This window comes from Halococcus thailandensis JCM 13552, from assembly GCF_000336715.1.
Lineage (GTDB): Archaea > Halobacteriota > Halobacteria > Halobacteriales > Halococcaceae > Halococcus > Halococcus thailandensis.
This window is the reverse complement of sequence record NZ_AOMF01000148.1, coordinates 28918-47687: the sequence shown is the minus strand read 5'-3', so window position 1 is coordinate 47687 and position 18770 is coordinate 28918. Positions and strand designations below refer to the sequence as shown.

20 protein-coding genes and 1 pseudogene are annotated in these 18770 nt (G+C 65.1%); 15 read left to right on the top strand and 6 right to left on the bottom strand.

Annotation, left to right across the window (positions count from 1 at the left end; translation table 11 throughout):
• Both C451_RS08605 and C451_RS08600 read right to left on the bottom strand, forming a co-directional pair.
• Positions 1 to 667, bottom strand: a 667-nt coding sequence (locus tag C451_RS08605) for an electron transfer flavoprotein subunit beta/FixA family protein (RefSeq protein ID WP_049913053.1), incomplete at its 3' end; no start/stop codon positions are given.
• A 42-nt stretch (positions 668 to 709) separates the two neighbouring features.
• The gene (locus C451_RS08600) at positions 710 to 1783 is read right to left on the bottom strand and encodes a helix-turn-helix transcriptional regulator (protein WP_007739744.1); all 1074 of its coding nucleotides are present in this window, start codon (positions 1781 to 1783) and stop codon (positions 710 to 712) included.
• Positions 1784 to 1881: 98 nt separating this feature from the next.
• On the opposite strand from C451_RS08600, the gene C451_RS08595 reads away from it, so the two are divergent.
• Positions 1882 to 3201: a DUF7096 domain-containing protein gene (locus C451_RS08595; protein WP_007739743.1), complete on the top strand. Its 1320-nt coding sequence runs from the start codon at positions 1882 to 1884 to the stop codon at positions 3199 to 3201.
• 26 nt (positions 3202 to 3227) lie between these two features.
• Entirely contained in the window at positions 3228 to 3680 is a 453-nt protein-coding gene (locus tag C451_RS08590; protein WP_007739739.1) for a type IV pilin, read from the top strand.
• A 10-nt stretch (positions 3681 to 3690) separates the two neighbouring features.
• Here the strand turns inward: C451_RS08590 and C451_RS08585 are convergent, their stop codons facing one another.
• Entirely contained in the window at positions 3691 to 4311 is a 621-nt protein-coding gene (locus tag C451_RS08585) for a methyltransferase domain-containing protein (protein WP_007739732.1), read from the bottom strand.
• Between the two features lie 368 nt (positions 4312 to 4679).
• Between C451_RS08585 and ahaH the strand changes: the two genes are divergently transcribed.
• From ahaH to C451_RS08540, 9 genes are all read left to right on the top strand, one after another.
• A complete protein-coding gene (ahaH, locus tag C451_RS08580; protein WP_007739730.1) occupies positions 4680 to 5006 on the top strand; it encodes an ATP synthase archaeal subunit H in 327 nt (108 codons plus the stop codon).
• The gene (locus C451_RS08575) at positions 4999 to 7224 is read left to right on the top strand and encodes a V-type ATP synthase subunit I (RefSeq protein ID WP_241431219.1); all 2226 of its coding nucleotides are present in this window, start codon (positions 4999 to 5001) and stop codon (positions 7222 to 7224) included. The genes ahaH and C451_RS08575 overlap by 8 nt, the downstream gene beginning before the upstream one ends.
• Positions 7225 to 7392: 168 nt before the next feature.
• Complete coding sequence (locus C451_RS08570; protein WP_004051688.1) at positions 7393 to 7656, top strand: hypothetical protein; 264 nt, start codon at positions 7393 to 7395, stop codon at positions 7654 to 7656.
• Positions 7657 to 7669: 13 nt separating this feature from the next.
• Positions 7670 to 8248: a V-type ATP synthase subunit E gene (locus C451_RS08565; protein ID WP_007739727.1), complete on the top strand. Its 579-nt coding sequence runs from the start codon at positions 7670 to 7672 to the stop codon at positions 8246 to 8248.
• Positions 8245 to 9306: a V-type ATP synthase subunit C gene (locus C451_RS08560; RefSeq protein ID WP_007739726.1), complete on the top strand. Its 1062-nt coding sequence runs from the start codon at positions 8245 to 8247 to the stop codon at positions 9304 to 9306. Before C451_RS08565 ends, C451_RS08560 begins: the two co-directional genes overlap by 4 nt.
• A gap of 40 nt (positions 9307 to 9346) precedes the next feature.
• The gene (locus C451_RS08555; protein ID WP_007739725.1) at positions 9347 to 9673 is read left to right on the top strand and encodes a V-type ATP synthase subunit F; all 327 of its coding nucleotides are present in this window, start codon (positions 9347 to 9349) and stop codon (positions 9671 to 9673) included.
• A 3-nt stretch (positions 9674 to 9676) separates the two neighbouring features.
• The gene (locus C451_RS08550) at positions 9677 to 11434 is read left to right on the top strand and encodes an ATP synthase subunit A (protein WP_007739724.1); all 1758 of its coding nucleotides are present in this window, start codon (positions 9677 to 9679) and stop codon (positions 11432 to 11434) included.
• Between the two features lie 9 nt (positions 11435 to 11443).
• Positions 11444 to 12904, top strand: a complete 1461-nt coding sequence (locus C451_RS08545) for a V-type ATP synthase subunit B (RefSeq protein ID WP_007739723.1) — start codon at positions 11444 to 11446, stop codon at positions 12902 to 12904.
• Positions 12905 to 12929: 25 nt separating this feature from the next.
• Entirely contained in the window at positions 12930 to 13634 is a 705-nt protein-coding gene (locus tag C451_RS08540) for a V-type ATP synthase subunit D (protein ID WP_007739718.1), read from the top strand.
• Here the strand turns inward: C451_RS08540 and C451_RS08535 are convergent.
• Positions 13631 to 13924, bottom strand: a complete 294-nt coding sequence (locus C451_RS08535; protein ID WP_007739717.1) for a hypothetical protein — start codon at positions 13922 to 13924, stop codon at positions 13631 to 13633. The two genes, C451_RS08540 and C451_RS08535, sit on opposite strands and share 4 nt — an antisense overlap.
• A 40-nt stretch (positions 13925 to 13964) precedes the next feature.
• Positions 13965 to 14558 carry a DUF6663 family protein gene (locus tag C451_RS08530; protein ID WP_007739715.1) on the bottom strand — a complete coding sequence of 198 codons (594 nt, stop codon included), beginning with the start codon at positions 14556 to 14558 and terminating at the stop codon, positions 13965 to 13967.
• 69 nt (positions 14559 to 14627) lie between these two features.
• On the opposite strand from C451_RS08530, the gene C451_RS08525 reads away from it, so the two are divergent.
• The gene (locus tag C451_RS08525) at positions 14628 to 15545 is read left to right on the top strand and encodes a cobalamin-binding protein (protein WP_007739713.1); all 918 of its coding nucleotides are present in this window, start codon (positions 14628 to 14630) and stop codon (positions 15543 to 15545) included.
• Here the strand turns inward: C451_RS08525 and ubaA are convergent.
• Positions 15542 to 16354, bottom strand: coding sequence for an SAMP-activating enzyme E1 (gene ubaA, locus C451_RS08520; protein WP_007739712.1), 813 nt, complete (start codon positions 16352 to 16354; stop codon positions 15542 to 15544). The two genes, C451_RS08525 and ubaA, sit on opposite strands and share 4 nt — an antisense overlap.
• Before the next feature lie 91 nt (positions 16355 to 16445).
• Here ubaA and C451_RS08515 point away from each other — a divergent pair, with 91 nt between their 5' ends.
• The 3 genes and pseudogenes from C451_RS08515 to C451_RS08510 all read left to right on the top strand — a co-directional run bounded on the left by C451_RS08515 (position 16446) and on the right by C451_RS08510 (position 18600).
• Positions 16446 to 17213: a DUF7282 domain-containing protein gene (locus C451_RS08515; protein WP_007739711.1), complete on the top strand. Its 768-nt coding sequence runs from the start codon at positions 16446 to 16448 to the stop codon at positions 17211 to 17213.
• A 202-nt stretch (positions 17214 to 17415) separates the two neighbouring features.
• Positions 17416 to 17847: pseudogene (locus C451_RS24180) on the top strand (site-specific integrase); the annotation flags it as partial.
• 57 nt (positions 17848 to 17904) lie between these two features.
• Positions 17905 to 18600, top strand: coding sequence for a site-specific integrase (locus tag C451_RS08510; protein WP_241431221.1), 696 nt, complete (start codon positions 17905 to 17907; stop codon positions 18598 to 18600).
• The last annotated feature ends 170 nt before the right edge of the window (positions 18601 to 18770 follow it).

The following is an 18770-nucleotide window of genomic DNA, read 5'->3' as shown; positions in this document are numbered from 1 at the left end:
CGTAGAGCTGTGTGAGCGATACTGAACTGTTGGTGACGCTGGCGTCGAGGCCTAACTCGTCGAGGGTTTTGGGGGCGATCTCCTTGGACTGGGCCTGTCGGATCCCGCGCAGGCTGGCGTAGCGCGGTTCGTTGATCCCCGTCTGGATCGTGAGCACGGCGGGCAGTTCCACATCCGTGAACTCCTCGACACCGCCTTCGAGTTCGCGGTGGACCGATGCGGTGTCGCTTCCTGGTTCGTACTCCAGATCGTTGACGACGGCGGCCCACTCGAAGCCGACTTCCTCGGCGAGGGCAACGCCCGTCGCGCCGAAGGCGGTGTCGTCGGATTGGACGCCAGTGAGCACGAGATCGGGCTGTTCGTCCTCGACGACGGCCGCCAGGACGTCGGCTTTGGTCTCGCTGTCGAGATACTCCGTTTCTTCGAGTTCGTCGTCCCAGACACGGACGGCACGATCGACACCCTTGGCGAGCGCCATCCGAATGGTTTCGTCGGCGCGCTCGGGCCCGATCGTCACCGAGACCACCTCGACGTCGTCGCCCGCTTCCTGGAGCTGGACGCCCGCCTCGACGGCGTANTTCAGGTACTGCTCGTCGATGGCCAGCCCGTCGATTTCGAACTCGTCCTCGACGTCGGCCACCTCCGCCACTGCCACCAGAACCTTCATGAACGATTCACCCATCGCGCGGCTGTTAACGGTTCCGGAGTGTCACCCTTCCCCATCATCCGGGAGGCTGATGAGGTTCTCGCGCCCGATGCGGAGTTTCTCGACGCGGCCCTCCTCGGCCATCGCCGAGAGCAGTTGTGAGACCTTCGCGTTCGACCAGCCGGTCTCGGTGACGATTGCGGCCTGTTTCATCCGTCCGTCGTTGCGTTCGAGCAGGTGTTCGACGCGCTCCTCGTCGGAGAGCAGTTCGGTCTCTGTCTCCGTCGGCGGTGGCGCGGTGGGTTCGCCCGCCGTCGATTCGTCCGGGGATGGTGCATCGGCTGTCGACGCATCGCCGCCGTTGTGCCGTGCGAACGCGTAGACACCGACGACGGTGAGCGCGACGATCCCGACGCCGACCGCCAGCGCGGGCAGCGACGCCAGCGGGCCACCCGATTCGGGTGTCTGATTCGCACTCTCACGGCTCGTGAACACGGCTCTCGGCGATCCCGGCTGGAAGCTTTCCGGCCCGTTCCAGACGAGCGTGCCGTTGGTGAAGCCGACCGGCGAACGGGTGACGACGTATCGCGGTGGCGACTCGACGATCAGGCTCTGGTTCGCGGCGAGGCCGGGCAGCCACGTCCCGCGGGTGGTGTTGAACGCATCGCCGACGATCAGCCGATCGCCGCTCGTCCGGGCGAATCCCGTCCACGTGAATCCCAGAACGAGCCGTCCAGTGTCGGGTCCGCTCGCGTTTTCGCCGACGATGGTCGCGTTTCGCGTGACGTTCGTCACGTTCATCGACCGGCCGGTGACGATGCTCGATTCGTTGGCGGCCCGCCGGAACGTTCCGACCGAGAATCCGGTACTCCCCTCCTCGAACCGCCGCCCGAGTGCGCGAAACGCCGACGAGTCGTTCGTATCGTTGAGGACGAACCCCGTCGACACCCTGAACCGTGCGTCACCGTTCGGCCGTGGATGAATGGCGATGGTCGTGTTGGTCGCACCGCTGGGCTGGCCGGCATCCGCCTGCGTCGACGGCGCGAGCTCCGCCGTATCGGGCGTGACCCCTCCGGTCACCGGAGTGGTGACGACGGCCACGAGGGCGAGCACGACGAGTACCGCCCGGACGCGCATACGGGCCGTCCTCGGGCCGACGCGAAAACGGTTTCCATCCCTGACCTGTCCGTCGTCGGCGACATGGTTTTAATAGCAGCCGTTCGTTCCCTCTCCCAATGCGTCGTGCGCTCGCCGTTGTGGTGTGTTGCTGTCTGCTCGCCGGGGCTGCGGTCGCGGTGCCGAGCGCCGGCGATCGGCAGCACGCCCGGCCGGCGACGCCGGCAACGAACACGAGCGAGTATCTGACGATCGGCCCGGATGCGGCCGAATCGTCCGGCTATCAGCGGGCGACGCTCGATGTTTCCGGGACGCTCGCGCTCGATACGCGCGGTCTCGACGGCCGCTATCGACAGCTCGTCCTCGACGAGCGCTTCGCCGCGACCGACTCGACGGCCAAACGTCGAGAAATGCTTCAAACGAACGCCGACCGCATCGAATCGCGTATCGACGGGCTGCAGCGCCAACAGTCGACGGCCGTGCGCGAGTACAACAACGGGACGAGCACGGCCCGCGAGTTCGTCATCGAACTCGCGCACATCCACACGGCGGCCGGACGGATCGGCGTGGCCGCCGGCCGTGTGGCCGATCGCGCACGCTCGATCCCCGGTTCGACCATCGACGGCCAGCCGGCGGTCAGCTGGGCACGCAACCGCGGCGTCGAGCTCGGTCCGCTGCGCGGTCCGGTCCGCGAGAGCATCGCCACGACGCTGCGCGGGCAGAACACGGCTCCGCTCGATGCGTCGACCGCCCCCGATCTCGAAGCTGCGCAAACGGCACCCGACGAGCGCCTCGAAGCGCTCGATCTGTACGTCGCAACCTCAAACGAGGGCGTCGTGCTGGCGACGGTCGACGACGGTCGCCACTCCCGCGAGGCGTATCTCCCGAGCGAACGGGCCAACGAGTCGGCGGGCAGTCTGACCGACATCACCGCCGCGCTCGATCGCGTGGCCGATCGCTACCCGTGGGCGTGGAACAACTCCGTGTCACGGGACGCGAGCGGCGACCGTCTGGCAGGCGTCTATCGCTTTACGCTGTTTTACGATCACGGCCGCCTGACGACCAACCTCGACAGCCGCTCGGGCGCGGTGTTCTCCGAACAGCAGCGAAACCGCCTCTCGGCCATGCCTACGACCGATCCGCTCCGCCGGACCAGCGGCGATCTCCGACTGACGATCAACCGTACCTACCCCACGGGCCCGGTCGAACTCTCGCTCGCGGACCGCGCGGGCGACCCGGTCGACGGGCGCATCACGATCGCCAACCACTCGGTCGGTCGCACCGGTACCGACGGCTCCCTCTGGGCGGTCGCGCCACGGAACAGCGCCACCGTCGTCGCCCGGGCGAACGGCGACACCGTTCGAATCGAGACGGGGTTCTCCCCGGCTGGCAACCGGACGACGACCGCGGCTGGCACCCCACTCACGACCGAACGTTGAAATAGCAAGCCGGAGCCAGCCGTGGTGTGTCACGCCGTGCCGTCGCCCCGGTTGTCGGCGTCGTCCTCCTCGTCGGCGTCACCGTCGTGCTCGCGACCATCGTCGGGGCGTTCGCCATCGGCATCGGCGACTCGGGAACCGCGCCGGAGGCCGCCATCACCGCCGATCGCGACGGAAACGAACTCACCCTCACCCACCACAGCGGCGACGCGCTCGACGTGACCGAACTCACTGTCCGCATCTCCGTCGATGGCGAACCGCTCGAAAAACAGCCTGATGTCCCGTTTGTGGGAACAGATGGGTTCAACGGAACACCCAGTGGCCCATTCAATCCTGAAAGCGATCCTCAATGGACGGCTGGCGAGACGGCATCGCTGACCATCGCCAGCACGACGAACGCCCCGCAGCCGACCGCTGGCTCGCAGGTCACGGTCAAGATCTATTCCGAGAACGAACCGGTGGCGACGGCGCGAACCTGACTGAACCTAACTACTCGGGCACGCGCGCGAGCGTCGTGATCGCTCGCGGGCTTCCCGGTTTGGCCTGCTGGATGCGGTGTTCGACCACGTCGAGATCGGCCGCGGCGAACATCCGATCGGCTTCCTCCTCGTCGTAAAACAGCATGATCGCGTCGGCGAGCCGGCCGATCACCGAGGTCTTCGGCGCGTCGGGACCGACGACCAGGACGTTGCCGCCCGGCTCCGTGACGCGCCGGCACTCGCGCAGGGCCGCCACGGGGTCGGGCCAGTATTCGATCGAACCGGACGACCAGAGCGCGTCGAACGTATCGTCCTCGAACGGCAGCCGCTCGGCGTCGCCACGGTAGAACTTGACCGGGCCATCCCGCCCGAACTTCCCGTAGGCACGCTTCAGTTGGTGAGCGCTCTGATCGAGTCCGTGCACACGTTCGGTATGTTCGAGCAACCCCTCGGTGCCGAACCCGGTCCCGCAGCCGACGTCGAGCACGCGATCGTCCTCGTCGACGTCGAACAGGTCGAGCGCCTCCGCACGCATCTCGGCGTTCCAGACGAACGGGTTGATCTCGTCGTAGACGTTCGAGAGGTACTTGTAGAACACCTGCGCGCGCGCCTTGTTCTCGAGGATGCCCATTGGCGGCTCTCCGGCCGCCGCCGGGATAAACTCCCACCTTTTTCTGCGTCGGGTGCGCTCGCCTGCGGCTCGCGCACCACTCCTTGAAAAATCTGGACCAAAAACTCCCGCTCGTTCGCTCCGCTCACTCGCGGCGAACCGCGCTCACTCCGTTCGCGCGGATACTATCGCTTACTGCACCGCGACAGCCACATACCTCCCCAACCGATTCGCTCCGTTCGGGCTTCGCCCTCACTTCGCTCATCCCTCGCGCGTTCTCCGGCCTGCGGCCGGATTCATCGCGCGCCACAGCAGTCTCGGGAGTGTTCACGATGGCTGACGGACATTCGCAACTACCAAATAGCCGCTCACACAACCGTCGCAGAAGAATGGCGAGACCAGAGGTTCTCGACCGAATCCAGGACGCCGAGCGGGAGGCCGACGAGATACTCGACGAGGCCAAACGCGAGCGCGAGGAACGCATCGCCGAGGCCCGCGAGGAGGCCGAGGAGATCCGCGAGGAGGCCCGCGAGGAGGCCGATGAACTCGAACAACAGCGCTTCGAGGAGGCCCGCGCGGAGATCGAGGCCGAGCGCGAGGAGATCCTCGCCGACGGCGAGTCCGAGCGCGAACAGCTCGAAGCGGAGGCACGAGAGCGCAGCGACGAAACCGTCGAGTACGTCGTCGAGCGCTTCGTCGAGAAGGTACATGCTTAGGCCAGAGCGGATGAGCCGGGTGTCGGTCACCGGCGCGGACCGCGTGCTGGAGGACGTCATCGAGACGATCCACGAGCTCCGGCTGGTCGACGTGACCGACTACGACGGCGCGTGGGAGGGGTTCGACCCCGGCAACCCGATCGCCGGTGCCGACGAGGCCGCCGAACGCCTCGTCACCGTCCGCTCGCTCCAGTCGCTGCTCGACGTCGATCCCGAACGCGAGGGCCGTATGGGATCGGTCGACGTCGGCGATCGCCTCGAATCGGTCCGTGAGGAGGCCAACGCGCTCGACGACCGTCGCGAGGAGTATCGCGAGGAACGCCGCTCGGTCGACGAACGCATCGGTGCGATGGGCCCGCTCCGAGCGCTCGGCATCGATCTCGACCTGCTCTCGGGCTACGAAAACCTCGAAACGCGCGTCGGCGAGGGCGAGCCCGACTCCGTCCGCGCGGCGCTCGACGCGGCCGACGACGTCGCCCGCCACGAACTGTTCGTCGAGGGCGACGCCATCGCGGTGTTCGCCGAACCCGCTGCTGGCGAGGAAGGAGTGCTCGAAGACGTGCTCGTCGGCGCGGAGTTCGCGGCGATCGACGTACCGGAGGGTGACGCCGCGCCCGCGGAGTACGTCTCGGAGCTCGAAGCGCGCCGCGACGAACTCGATCGCGAGATCGCGGACGTCGAGGGCGAACTCGACGCGCTCCGCGAGGAACACGCCGACTTCCTGCTCGCGGCCGAGGAGCAGCTCGCCATCGAGGTCGAAAAGCGCGAGGCACCGCTCTCGTTTGCGACGACCGAGAACGCCTTCATCGCCGAGGGCTGGATCCCCACCGAGCGATTCGTCGATCTTGCCGAGGCGCTGGGCGACAGCGTCGGCGAGCACTGTGAGGTCGAGGAGCTCGAACGCGCCGACTACGACAGCGATGGCCGCCTCGTCAACCGCGAGCAGACCGACGCCGACGAGGGTGGCCGTGGCGAGCCGGAGACGGCCGCCGACGGCGGTGTCAAGGTCGAAACCGACGGCGGCAGCACCGAGGCCGACCGGCCGATGTCCGGCAGCGAGCCGCCGGTCGTCCAGGAGAACCCCGATCCGGTACGACCGTTCGAGATGCTGGTCAACCTCATCGACCGGCCGAAATACTCCGAACTCGACCCGTCGGTCGTGCTCTTCCTGACGTTCCCGGCCTTCTTCGGGTTCATGATCGGCGACCTCGGCTACGGGCTGCTCTACACGGCGATCGGCGGGCTGGTCTACACGCGCTTCGAGAGCGACGGGATCCGCAGTCTCGGCGCGATCGGACTGTGGGCGGGCGGGTTCACGATGCTGTTCGGGATCCTCTACGGCGAGATCTTCGGACTGCATCTCATCACTGACTACGTCTGGGGCGGCCACCCACCGATTGAGAAGGGGCTGTCGCCGGCCGGCGTCGAGTGGGCCCAGCTCTGGCTCGTCGTGAGCCTGCTGGTGGGTCTGCTGCACATGACCGTCGGCTATCTCCTCGGCTTCGTCGAGGAGTTCATGGAGGACGGCCTACGCACGGCCGTGCTCGAATCCGGCTCGTGGCTCATCCGGATGCTCGGCATCTGGATCTGGATCTTCAGCGAGTCGGCCGCCGGCTCCAAGCCCGACTTCCTCTTCACCGTCTTCAACGGTGAGCCGTTCGCGCTCGGCTTCTCGGGCTTCTCGGCGACCGTCGGTATCGTCGGGCTGGTCGGCGGCTTCCTGCTCGGCGTCGTGCTGTTCATCATCAGCGAAGTGGGTCACTTCGGCGTGCTGCCGGGGATCGTCTCGGGCGCGCTCGAAAGCCTGCAGGTGCTCGTGAACGTGCTCTCGTACACCCGTCTCGCGGCGGTGTTGCTGGCGAAGGCCGGGATGGCGTTCGTCGTCAACCTGCTCTTCTTCGGTGCCTACCGTGAGGGCCCCGCGGGCGCACAGGAGTTCCACTTCCTGCTCGATCACGGACCCGACTACGTCGGCGGGCTCGGCTCCGGGGCCGAGCTGATGTTCCCCGGGCTGATCCACATGGGTATCGGCGGCGTGATCGGCGGGATCGTGGTCTTCCTCTTCGGGCACGTGGTCGTGCTCGCGCTCGGGATCACCAGCGCGGGTCTGCAGGCGATCCGCCTCGAGTACGTCGAGTTCCTGAACAAGTTCTACGAGGGCGGCGGCGATCGGTACAACCCCTTCGGCCACGAGCGCGAACACACGGCCGAAAACTGACGGATCGTCCCCCGAACGAGGGGGTGTCACTCCAAGCTTTTCTCTCCGCTATGTGGGGTTATGAGCCTGTTCATCCGTGGTTGACGGGATTTTTTGGGAAGCTTTATGAATCCGGTCGCGGGAGTAGACACTGTTCGGATACGAGCGAACACGCAACGGAACTAATCCATGATAGGACTCGAACTCACGGCTGCGTTTATCGACGCGATGGTACTGCTTCAGCAAGGTGGCCCGGCGATCACCGGGACCGGTGTGGCGGCGCTGGCGGTCGGGCTGGCCGGCTTCGGCGCGGGCTACGCCGAGCGCGGGATCGGTGCGGCGGCGATCGGTGCGCTCGCCGAGGACTCGATCTCGTTCGGTATCGCGCTGGTGTTGACCGTGCTGCCGGAGACGATCGTGCTCCTGACGCTGGTCACACTGTTCCTGCAGTAGCGCCCTCCCATCAATGAGTCTCGATACGGTCGCCGAAGACATCAAAGACGACGCCAGGGAGCGCGCCGAGCGCATCGAACGCGAAACCGACGAACGCGTCGACGAGATCCTCGCCGATGCCGAGAGCGATGCCGACGATATCATCGCCGAGCGCGAGGACGATCTCGATTCGCGGATCGAGCAGGAACGCGAGCAGAAACTCTCCAGTGCGAAGCTGGAGGCCAAACAGAAACGCCTCGAAGCCCGCCGCGACAGCCTCGCCGACGTCCGCGATCGGGCCGAGGCGGCGGTTGCGGACATCTCCGGTGACCGGCGCGAGGAGCTGACGCGCGAGCTGCTCGACGACGCCGCAGGGGAGTTCGACGACGGCCCCGTCACGGTGTACGGTCGCGACGACGACGCTGCACTCATCGAATCGATCGTCGCCGACTACGACGGCTTCGAACACGCCGGCTCGGTCGACTGTCTCGGCGGCATCGTCGCCGAGAGCGACGCCTCGCGCCTACGGGTGAACAACACCTTCGACTCGGTGTTCGACGCGGTCTGGGACGAGGAGTTGAAGGCGGTCAGCGAGCGACTGTTCCAGCAATGAGCACGCGAACGAACGGATCGGGGTCGAACTACGAGTACGTCACCGCGCGCGTGCGTTCGCGCCGGGCAAAACTGTTCGACGAGGACGATTATCGGAAACTGATCCGGATGGGGCCGGGCGAGATCGCCCGGTTCATGGAGGAATCGGAGTACGAGGAGGCGATGAACGCCCTCGGCGCGCGCTATTCGGGCGTCGATCTCATCGAGCACGCTCTCCACCGCAACCTCGCGAACCACTTCGACGACCTGCTTCGGTTCGCAGAGGGACGACTGTACGACTACATCGCGCGCTATCTCCGCCAGTTCGACGCCTGGAACATCAAAACGGTGATGCGCGGGATCTACTCGGACGCCGAGCGCGAGGCGGTCGAGACTGACCTCATCCGCGCCGGCGAGTTCTCCGAGCGGCGCATCGAGCGCCTGCTCGGCGCGGAGTCGATCGAGGCGGTGATCGACGTGCTCGCCGATACGATGTTCGGCGACGCGCTCGCCGACGCCTACGGCGAATACGAGGAACGAGCGGTGCTCGTCCCCCTCGAAAACGCCGTCGATCGGGCGTTCTACGAAACGTTGATCACGGGGCTGCCCGACGAACCGAGTCGGGCGACACAGCTGTATATCGACTTCCTCGAAGCCGAGATCGACTTCCGCAACATCGAGAACGCGTTGCGGCTCTCGCGCAGCGGTGCGGACGTCGACCCCGCCGAATACTACATCGGCGGCGGGCGGCTGTTCGACGAGGAGGAGCTCGGCGCGCTGGTGGCCAACACCGACGAGCTCGTCTCGCGGCTGCGCGAGAGCACGTACGGCGACGATCTCGACGCGGCGCTTTCAGAACTCGAATCGGCCGAGGGTCTCTCGGGTGTCGAGCGCGCCCTCAACAGGGCGCTGCTCGAATACTCCCGGACGCTCTCGAACCGGTATCCGCTCTCGGTCTGTCCGGTGTTCGCCTACGTGCTGGCGAAGATGCGCGAGGTGGACAACGTCCGCGCGATCGCGCGCGGCAAGGAGGCGGGGCTCGACCCCGAGACGATCGAGGAGGAGCTGGTGATGGTATGAACCGACAGGCCGAAACCGGCGCAGTCCCGATGGGGGACGCATGAGCCAGGAGATCGCCGTCGTCGGCAGCCCGGAGTTCACGACGGGCTTTCGGCTCGCGGGCGTCAGAGCCTTCGAGAACGTACCCGACGACGAGAAAGACGCGGAGCTCGATGCAGCCGTCGAGCGGGCGTTCGACGACGAGGAGATCGGTATCGTCGTGATGCGAGAGGACGATATGGACCATCTCTCGCGTGGCGTCAGACAGGACGCCGAGACGAGTATCGAACCCACGTTGGTGACCCTCGGCGGTGAGGGAGCCGGCAGCGGCGGACTGCGCGAGCAGATCAAACGCGCCATCGGCATCGACTTGATGGACGAGAACTAATTTATGAGTCAGGCAACCGATACACAGGGCGATGAGGACGGCACGATCGCGAGCGTGAGCGGCCCGGTCGTCGTGGCGGCGGACCTCGGCGCACGGATGAACGACGTGGTCTACGTCGGCGACGAAGGGCTGATGGGCGAGGTGATCGAGATCGAGGGCAACCGGACGACGATCCAGGTCTACGAGGAGACCTCGAACGTCGCTCCCGGTGAGCCCGTCACGAACACCGGCGAACCCCTCTCGGTCGATCTGGGGCCCGGCATGCTCTACTCGATCTACGACGGCGTTCAGCGCCCGCTCGACGAGCTCGAAGACCAGCTCGGCGCGTTTCTCGACCGCGGTGTCGACGCGCCGGGCATCGAGATGGACGAGACGTGGGAGTTCACGCCCACCGTCGAGGCGGGCGACGAGATCGAGGCCGGCGACATCGTCGGCACGGTCCCGGAGACCGAGAGCATCGAACACAAGGTGCTCGTGCCGCCAGACTACGAGGGTGGCGCGGTCACGAACGTCGAGGAGGGCGAGTTCACCGTCACCGAGACGGTCGTCGAACTCGACTCGGGCGAGGAGGTCACGATGCACCAGGAGTGGCCGGTGCGCGAGGCCCGCCCGACGGTCGACAAAGAGACGCCGAAGACGCCGCTCGTGACTGGGCAGCGCGTCCAGGACGGGCTGTTCCCGCTCGCGAAGGGTGGGACGGCGGCGATCCCGGGACCCTTCGGCTCCGGGAAGACCGTCACCCAGCAGAGCCTCGCGAAGTACGCCGACGCCGATATCGTCATCTACATCGGCTGTGGCGAGCGCGGCAACGAGATGACGGAAGTGATTGACGACTTCCCCGAACTCGAAGACCCGAACACGGGCAAGCCGTTGATGTCTCGTACGTGTCTCATCGCCAACACCTCCAACATGCCGGTCGCGGCGCGCGAGTCGTGTGTCTACACGGGCATCACGATCGCCGAGTACTACCGCGACATGGGCTACGACGTGGCGCTGATGGCCGACTCCACCTCGCGATGGGCGGAGGCGATGCGCGAGATCAGTTCACGTTTGGAGGAGATGCCCGGCGAAGAGGGCTATCCGGCCTATCTCGCGGCGCGCCTCTCGGAGTTCTACGAGCGCGCGGGCTACTTCCAGAACATCAACGGCACCGAAGGATCGATCTCGGCGGTCGGCGCAGTCTCCCCGCCGGGCGGTGACTTCTCCGAACCCGTCACCCAGAACACGCTGCGCATCGTGAAGACGTTCTGGGCGCTCGACGCGGATCTCGCCGAGCGCCGGCACTTCCCGGCGATCGACTGGGACGAGTCGTACTCGCTCTATCGCGACCAGCTCGACCCGTGGTTCGAGGAGAACGTCGCGAGCGACTGGCCGGAGGTCCGCCAGTGGGCCATCGACACGCTCGACGAGGAGAGCGAGCTCCAGGAGATCGTTCAGCTGGTCGGCGAGGACGCGCTGCCGGACGACCAGCGGCTCACCCTCGACATCGCGCGCTATCTGCGCGAGGCGTTCCTCCAGCAGAACGCGCTCGACGACGTCGACGCCTACTCCGCGCCGGAGAAGACCTACCTCATCATGCAGGCGATCAAGACCTACAACGACGAGGCGTTCGCGGCGCTCGACGCCGGCGTTCCGGTCGCGGAGATCACGGGTATCGACGCCGCACCGCGACTCAACCGCATCGGCACGACCGCCGACTACGAGGAGTTCATCGACGACGTCGAGTCGAACATCGAGAGCCAGCTCCGGGAGAAATACTGACTACCGAAAATGAAAGAATACCAAACCATCGAGGAGATCAGTGGGCCGCTCGTGTTCGTCGAGATCGACGAACCGGTGGGCTACGACGAGATCGTCGAGATCGAGCTACCGAACGGCGAACAGAAGCGCGGCCAGGTGCTCGAATCGAACGAGGAGTTCGCCTCGATCCAGGTCTTCGAGGGCACCGACAGCATCAACCGTGATGCCTCGGTTCGGTTCCTCGGCGAGACGATGAAGATGCCCGTCACCGAGGACCTCCTCGGCAGAGTGCTCGACGGCTCGGGCCGTCCGATCGACGACGGCCCCGAGATCGTCCCCGAGGAGCGCGAGGACATCATCGGCGCGGCGATCAACCCCACCGCCAGAGAGTATCCCGAGGAGTTCATCCAGACGGGTGTCTCGGCGATCGACGGGATGAACACCCTGGTACGGGGCCAGAAGCTGCCGATCTTCTCGGCGTCCGGCCTCCCGCACAACGATCTCGCGCTCCAGATCGCCCGACAGGCGACGGTGCCCGAGGAGATCGAGGAGGGCGACGACGAGGACGGTTCGGAGTTCGCAGTGGTGTTCTGTGCGATGGGTATCACCGCCGAGGAGTCGAACGAGTTCCTCGCGGACTTCGAGCGCACCGGCGCGCTCGAACGGTCGGTCGTCTTCTCGAATCTCGCGGACGACCCCGCCGTCGAGCGTCAGATCACGCCGCGACTCGCGCTCACCACCGCGGAGTATCTCGCCTTCGAGAAAGACTACCACGTGCTCGTCATCCTGACGGACATGACGAACTACTGTGAGGCGCTGCGCGAGATCGGGGCCGCCCGCGAGGAGGTGCCCGGTCGGCGTGGCTATCCGGGCTACATGTACACCGACCTCGCCCAGCTCTACGAGCGTGCGGGTCGGATCAAGGGACGCGAGGGCTCGGTGACACAGATCCCGATCCTGACGATGCCCGGCGACGACGATACGCACCCGATCCCCGATCTCACAGGGTATATCACCGAGGGCCAGATCATGATGGATCGCGACCTCAACTCACAGGGCGCGCAGCCGCCGGTCAACGTGCTGCCGAGCCTCTCGCGGCTGATGGACGACGGGATCGGCGAGGGCCTCACGCGCGAGGACCACGGCGACGTCTCCGATCAGCTCTACGCCGCCTACGCGGAGGGTGAGGACCTGCGCGATCTGGTGAACATCGTCGGTCGCGAGGCGCTCTCCGAGCAGGACAACCGCTATCTCGATCTCGCCGACCGCTTCGAGACCGAGTTCGTCGATCAGGGGTTCGACAACGATCGCGACATCGAGGAGACCCTCGACATCGGCTGGGATCTGCTCTCGATGCTCCCGAAATCGTCGCTCAACCGTATCGACGAGGAGCTCATCGAGGAGCACTACCGCGAGGACGTCGACGAACCGGGCGAGGAATCGGCGGGCGACGAGAGCGACGGTGCGGCCGAGTCCGAGGCCGAAGCTTAAGGGTCTCGATCGACTATTTCAGGCAATGGCAAACGACGTCAAACCCACGCGCAAGGAGCTGATGGCGATCGAGGATCGCATCGATCTCTCCGAGCGCGGTCACGACACGCTCGAACAGAAACGCGACGGGCTCATCATGGAGTTCATGGACATCCTCGATCAGGCCCAGGACGTGCGCTCGGGTCTCGGCGACGACTACGAGGAGGCCCAGGAGACGATCGACATGGCGCGGGCGATCGAGGGCGATCTCGCGGTGCGCGGGGCGGCCGCGGCGCTCAAAGAACATCCCGAGATCACCATCCAGTCGAAGAACATCATGGGCGTCGTCGTCCCCCAGATCGAGTCCTCGAAGGTGCAGAAGGGGCTCGACGAGCGCGGCTACGGCATCCTCGGCACGAGCGCCCAGATCGACGAGGCCGCCGACGCCTACGAGGAGCTGATCGACTCGATCGTTCTCGCCGCCGAGGTCGAGACCGCGATGAAGAAGATGCTCAACGAGATCGAGACCACCAAACGGCGGGTCAACGCCCTCGAATTCAAGCTGCTGCCCGAGCTCCACGAGTCACAGGAGTACATCGAGCAGAAGCTCGAAGAGCAGGAGCGCGAGGAAATCTTCCGGATGAAGAAGATCAAAAACAAGAAAGAGGAAGAGGAGCGCGAGGAACGCGAGGCAGTCAGCGCCGAAGAGGCCGAGCGCCCCGAGGGCGAAGTCGCCGTCACCTCCGATTAATCGTCGGTGCGTTCGCTGTAGGCCGCATATCGCAGCAGGTTCATGCTCCATTCTTCGGGGAGATCGTCGACGAGTTCGGTGACGCTTTCCTGGCCGTAGTCGCCGTCGAGCAGCGCCGCGATGTGATCGGCGGCTTTCCCGTAGGCGACACTTTTGCCCTCGGCGTCGCCGGCGTCGTGTTCGGCCATCTCGTCGCCGTTCTCGATCGCGTCGAGTTTATGCATCCCGCTCAGCACGCGCAGTCGCAATCGCACGTTCTCCAGGTCTTCGCGGTCCGTCTCGTCGAGCATGGATGGTCGCGTTTGGGTAGCGTGGCGTATAAACGACGCGTCAGAGGCCGTCGTAGCTCTCGACCATCGTCTCGGCGAACCGACCGTCGCGGTCGGCCGCGATGACGACGAGGACGAACGGTTCGTCGGCCGGTTCGAGGACGTACACCGCGAAGGGGGGATCGGCGCTCGCGGCCAGTCGACCGATGAGCGGTTCGAGCGGCGTGATCCCGTCGGCGAACTCGTCGTAGAGGCGTCGCTGGCCGGCCTGTTTGGCGAACGTGTAGACGACGCCGTTTGCCTCGCCGTCGGTGTTGCGCGTCGTCCGTGCGTTCATCGCTCGGCCCTCGCGCTCGGCTTCCTCCCACGTCTCGCGGGCGACCTCGAAGATGCCGGTCGCGCCGTCGGCGAACTCGATCGTCGTGCGCGTCTCGATGTCGACGTCGGCAAAGCGGGGCGTTCCATCGGTCCAGGAGAGCGTGGCGGCGATGCGGTTGCCCGGTTCGATGTCGTCGACCGTCCGTCCGAGAGCACCGTCGTAGCCCTCGGTCGTGACGTAGGTCGGGTCCTGTGAGCTCGTATCCAGCAGGAGAAGTTCGGCCGTGTCGCGCGGACTGGCGAGCACGCGGAAGGTGCCGCTCGTCGTCGATTGCATACGTGCTGCTGGCTCCGTACGGTGAAACCGTTCACGAAGGGCTATGGTCGTCGCGCCCCGCGTTCGGCCATGCGCGTCGTTTCGCTACTCCCCTCGGCGACCGAGATCGTCGCGGCGCTCGGCATTGAGCCGGTCGGCGTCTCCCACGAGTGCGACCATCCACCGCGAATGAGCGACAAACCCGCGGTCAACCGCTCGCGGGTCGATCCCACGGCATCGAGCGCGGAGATCGACGAGCAGGTGCTCGAAGCCGAGCGGTCGGGTGGCGTCTACGACATCGAACTCGACACGCTCGCGCGCCTCGATCCCGATCTCGTCGTCTCGCAGGGGATCTGCGAAGTCTGTGCGGTCGACGCGGTGGCCGTCCGCGAGGCGGTCGACGAGCTCCAACTCGACTGCGAGGTGCTCACGACCGATCCACACAGCATCGGCGACGTCTTCGACGATATCCGTCGTATCGGCGCGGCGACGGGGACCGAGGAACGGGCGACGGCACTCGTCGCCGACCTCGAGGCACGCGTGCAGGCCGTCGAGCGAACGACCACAATGACCGACGAACGCCCGCGCGTGGCGGTGCTCGACTGGACCGATCCCGCGATGGTCGCTGGTCATTGGATCCCCGAGATGGTAGAAATGGCCGGCGGTTCCTACGGACTGACGGACCACGGGGCAGCCTCGCGCCCAGTCGAATGGGAGACGATCCGTGAGTACGATCCCGAGGTGCTGGTCGTCGCGCCCTGTGGGTTCGATCTCGACCAGACCACGGAGAACCTTACCGACCTGACCGATCGCCCGGGCTGGGACGAACTGACCGCCGTGCAGGACGGCCGGACGTACGCCATCGACGGCCACCAGTACGTCAATCGCCCCGGAACCCGGCTGGTCGACTCGCTCGAACATCTCGCTGGCGTGATCCATCCCGAGGCCTTCGAGCGCCCGCCGGAGGAGGCTGCGCGCCCGCTGTCGGCGCTGCCGATCTCGTCCTAGTCGGCGACCGCACAGGAACCGGCGTACTCGATCTCCTGAATCGAGTCGATACCGCTCTCCCCGCAGACCGGACAGTCGGGGTCCACCCTGAGCGGGAGTTCCTCGAAACTCATCGCCAGCGCGTCGTAGGAGAGCAGTCGGCCGTCGAGGCGCTCGCCGATATCCATCAACGATTTCACCGTCTCGGTCGCCTGTATCGTCCCGATCACGCCGGGGAGCATGCCGAGCACGCCCGTCGTCGCACAGTCGGGGACCGTTCCTGCCGGCGGTGCCTCGGGGAACAGACAGCGATAGCACGGTGACTCGCCCTCGAAAGTCGTCACCTGGCCCTCGAAGCGGTAGATCGCGCCGTGCGAGAAGGGGATCCCGGCGAGCGTGCAGGCGTCGTTGACGAGATAGCGCGTCCGGAAGTTATCGGAGCCGTCGACGACGAAATCGTAGCCCTTGACGAGCGAGCGGACGTTCTCGGGGCCCAGCCGTTCGTCGTGGCGCTCGACGGTCACGTCGGGATTCAGTTGTGCGACGAACCGGGCGGCGCTGTCGACTTTCTTCTCGCCGACGTCGTCGTCACCGTGGACGACCTGGCGCTGGAGGTTGCTGCGCTCGACCACGTCGTCGTCGACGATCCCCAGCCGACCGACGCCCGCCGCGGCGAGATACTGGATCGTCGGCGCGCCGAGTCCGCCCGCCCCGACGACGAGCACGCGCGCGTCGAGCAGCGACCCCTGGCCGGCGGGACCGACCCCGTCCATGATGATGTGACGGGAATACCGGTCGAGCTGGGTCGCGTCGAGGCTGAGATCGCTCATACAACCCCTACGTCGCCGGCGGAATAAACGCGCGGGTCGTCCGACCGATATCTCTACATTTATGTCGGATGCATTTGTAGGCCGATCCAGCATGCAACCACGTTCGATCGCCGTCGCTCTCGTCGCGGCCCTCCTCGCCGTGAGCGCCGGCACGGGCGGCGCGCTCGCCGTCACCGATTCCCTCCACGCACAGCAGTCGCCGGCCGGCACGACCGACGCGGGCACGGCAACGGGAAGCACGGGCGACTCGGCAAGCGGAACGAGCGGGCCGTCCGTCACGTTCGACGACCAGAACAGCAGCGGCGAGAGCGTGCTCATCTCGTCGGCAACGCTGCCCGAGAAGGGGTTCGTCGCCATCTACGACAGCACCCGCTCGGGCAACGAGACGAACCAGGTCGTCGGTGCCTCCTACCCGCTCAGCGCCGGCACGTCGGACAACGTCCGCATCCAGCTCGACGAGCCGGTCAACGGCTCGACGTCGCTAACGGCGGTCGTCCACACCGACAGCAACGGCAACGACCAGTTCGATTTCGTCTCCTCGGACGGCCAGCAGGACCCCCCGCTCACGCAGGGTGACCGCCGCGTCGTCGACATCGCTCAGGTCACCGTCGAGGATGCCGGGAACGCCGGCGCAGCGACCGACAGCGCGGGCAACGACAGCGCCGCTACCGACACCGGCGGCGACGCGGCCGAGGCTGGCGGTGCCGACAGTACCGACGCCAACGCTAACGCCAGCGGCAACGAAAGCGGCGGGAACGGCAGCGGTGACGGCAGCAGCTCGTCCGGTCCCGGCTTCGGCCTCGCCGTCGCGGTCGTCGCACTGCTCGCGGTCGCACTACTCGCAACGCGCCGGAACTAAACACACGACCCTCTTTTCACTCGTAGCGAGGCCGGAGGACTTCTTCGCGAACCACTCACAGCACGCGAGTCGTTTATCGCAGCGGAATCGAAAGGGATGGGCCCTGTCGGATTCGAACTACGGTCGTTTCGCCCGCTCCACTCCCTGCTTCGAATCCTCGGCCGTCTCGATCTACGGCTCGCTACCGCTCGGCGTAGAATCGATGGGCCCTGTCGGATTCGAAGGCCGCTCCCGAAGGTCACGGCCTCTCCCGACACCGCAACAGCACTCAGAAACGTCTACTGGCGTTACTCATGAGTGTCGTAGTCACTTGATTCTCACTGCCATCCAGAGGTTTCACGGGGCACTCCTAAAACAGCAGAGCAAACCAATGTCCCAACGGAATCTCACACCGATCGAACCAGAAACGGCCCTTGAACTATACTTAGATAGTCGGTCAGACGCATCAGACAACACGATACGCTCACACAAATATCGACTTCAACACTTCATCCGATGGTGCGACGGCAAAGGAGATATAGACGACCTCAACAACCTCAGTGGTCGGGACCTCCATGAGTATCGTGTGTGGAGGAAAGCAGACGGCGATCTGAACGTTGTTTCGTTGAAGACACAGTTGAGTACCCTTCGGGTATTCATCAAGTTCTGTGCGTCTATTGACGCCGTTAGGGACGGCCTCTCAGAGAAGATATTGATCCCGACCATTGAGGGTGGTGAAGGGAGTCGGGATAGCCTTATGGAAGTGGCCCATGCCGAGAAGCTACTGGAACATCTACGAAAATTCGAATACGCCAGTCGTGAACACGTCCTATTCTTACTGTTGTGGCACACTGGAATCCGTATCGGAACCGTTCACTCACTGGATGTGAAAGACTTTGAGGAGCAACACCAACGACTGTCTCTCGTCCATCGTCCTGAGAGTGGCACACGACTGAAAAACAAATCCGACGGTGAACGCTACGTTGCCCTCTCCGAACAGGTTGTTACGGTGGTTGCCGATTATCTCCAAGAAGTTCGACCATCCGTAGAAGACGATGCTGGGCGACGGCCATTGATTACCACTCCTTACGGTCGTCCGGTGAAGACGACACTGAGAAAGTTCGTCTATGCGCTCACGCAACCATGTGTCGTCGGTGACTGTCCTCTTGACAAGGAACGGGATACCTGTGAATACGACGGTGCTGACTCTCTGAAATGTCCTGAAAGCATTTCACCACACAGTATTCGTCGGGGGAGCATTACGAATTTCCTGTCTGAAGACGTACCGGAAAAGGTCGTCTCTGACCGGATGAACGTCGATCAAAAGACACTCTCTAAACACTACGATCGTCGTTCGGAAGAAGAACAGACGGAACAACGTCGAGAATACTTGGGATATTTGGATTAACACAATGGGTGAGCAAGACAGAGAGTACGACATCACCGACGAACAGATAGAATTGATCAAAGAATCAGCAAACACTGAGTGTCCCTGTCAAGAATTGGCTCAGTCGATATTGAAAGTCATCGGTGAAGAGGATGGAAAATAGATAGTCCACTTCCACTTCCATTTCACTT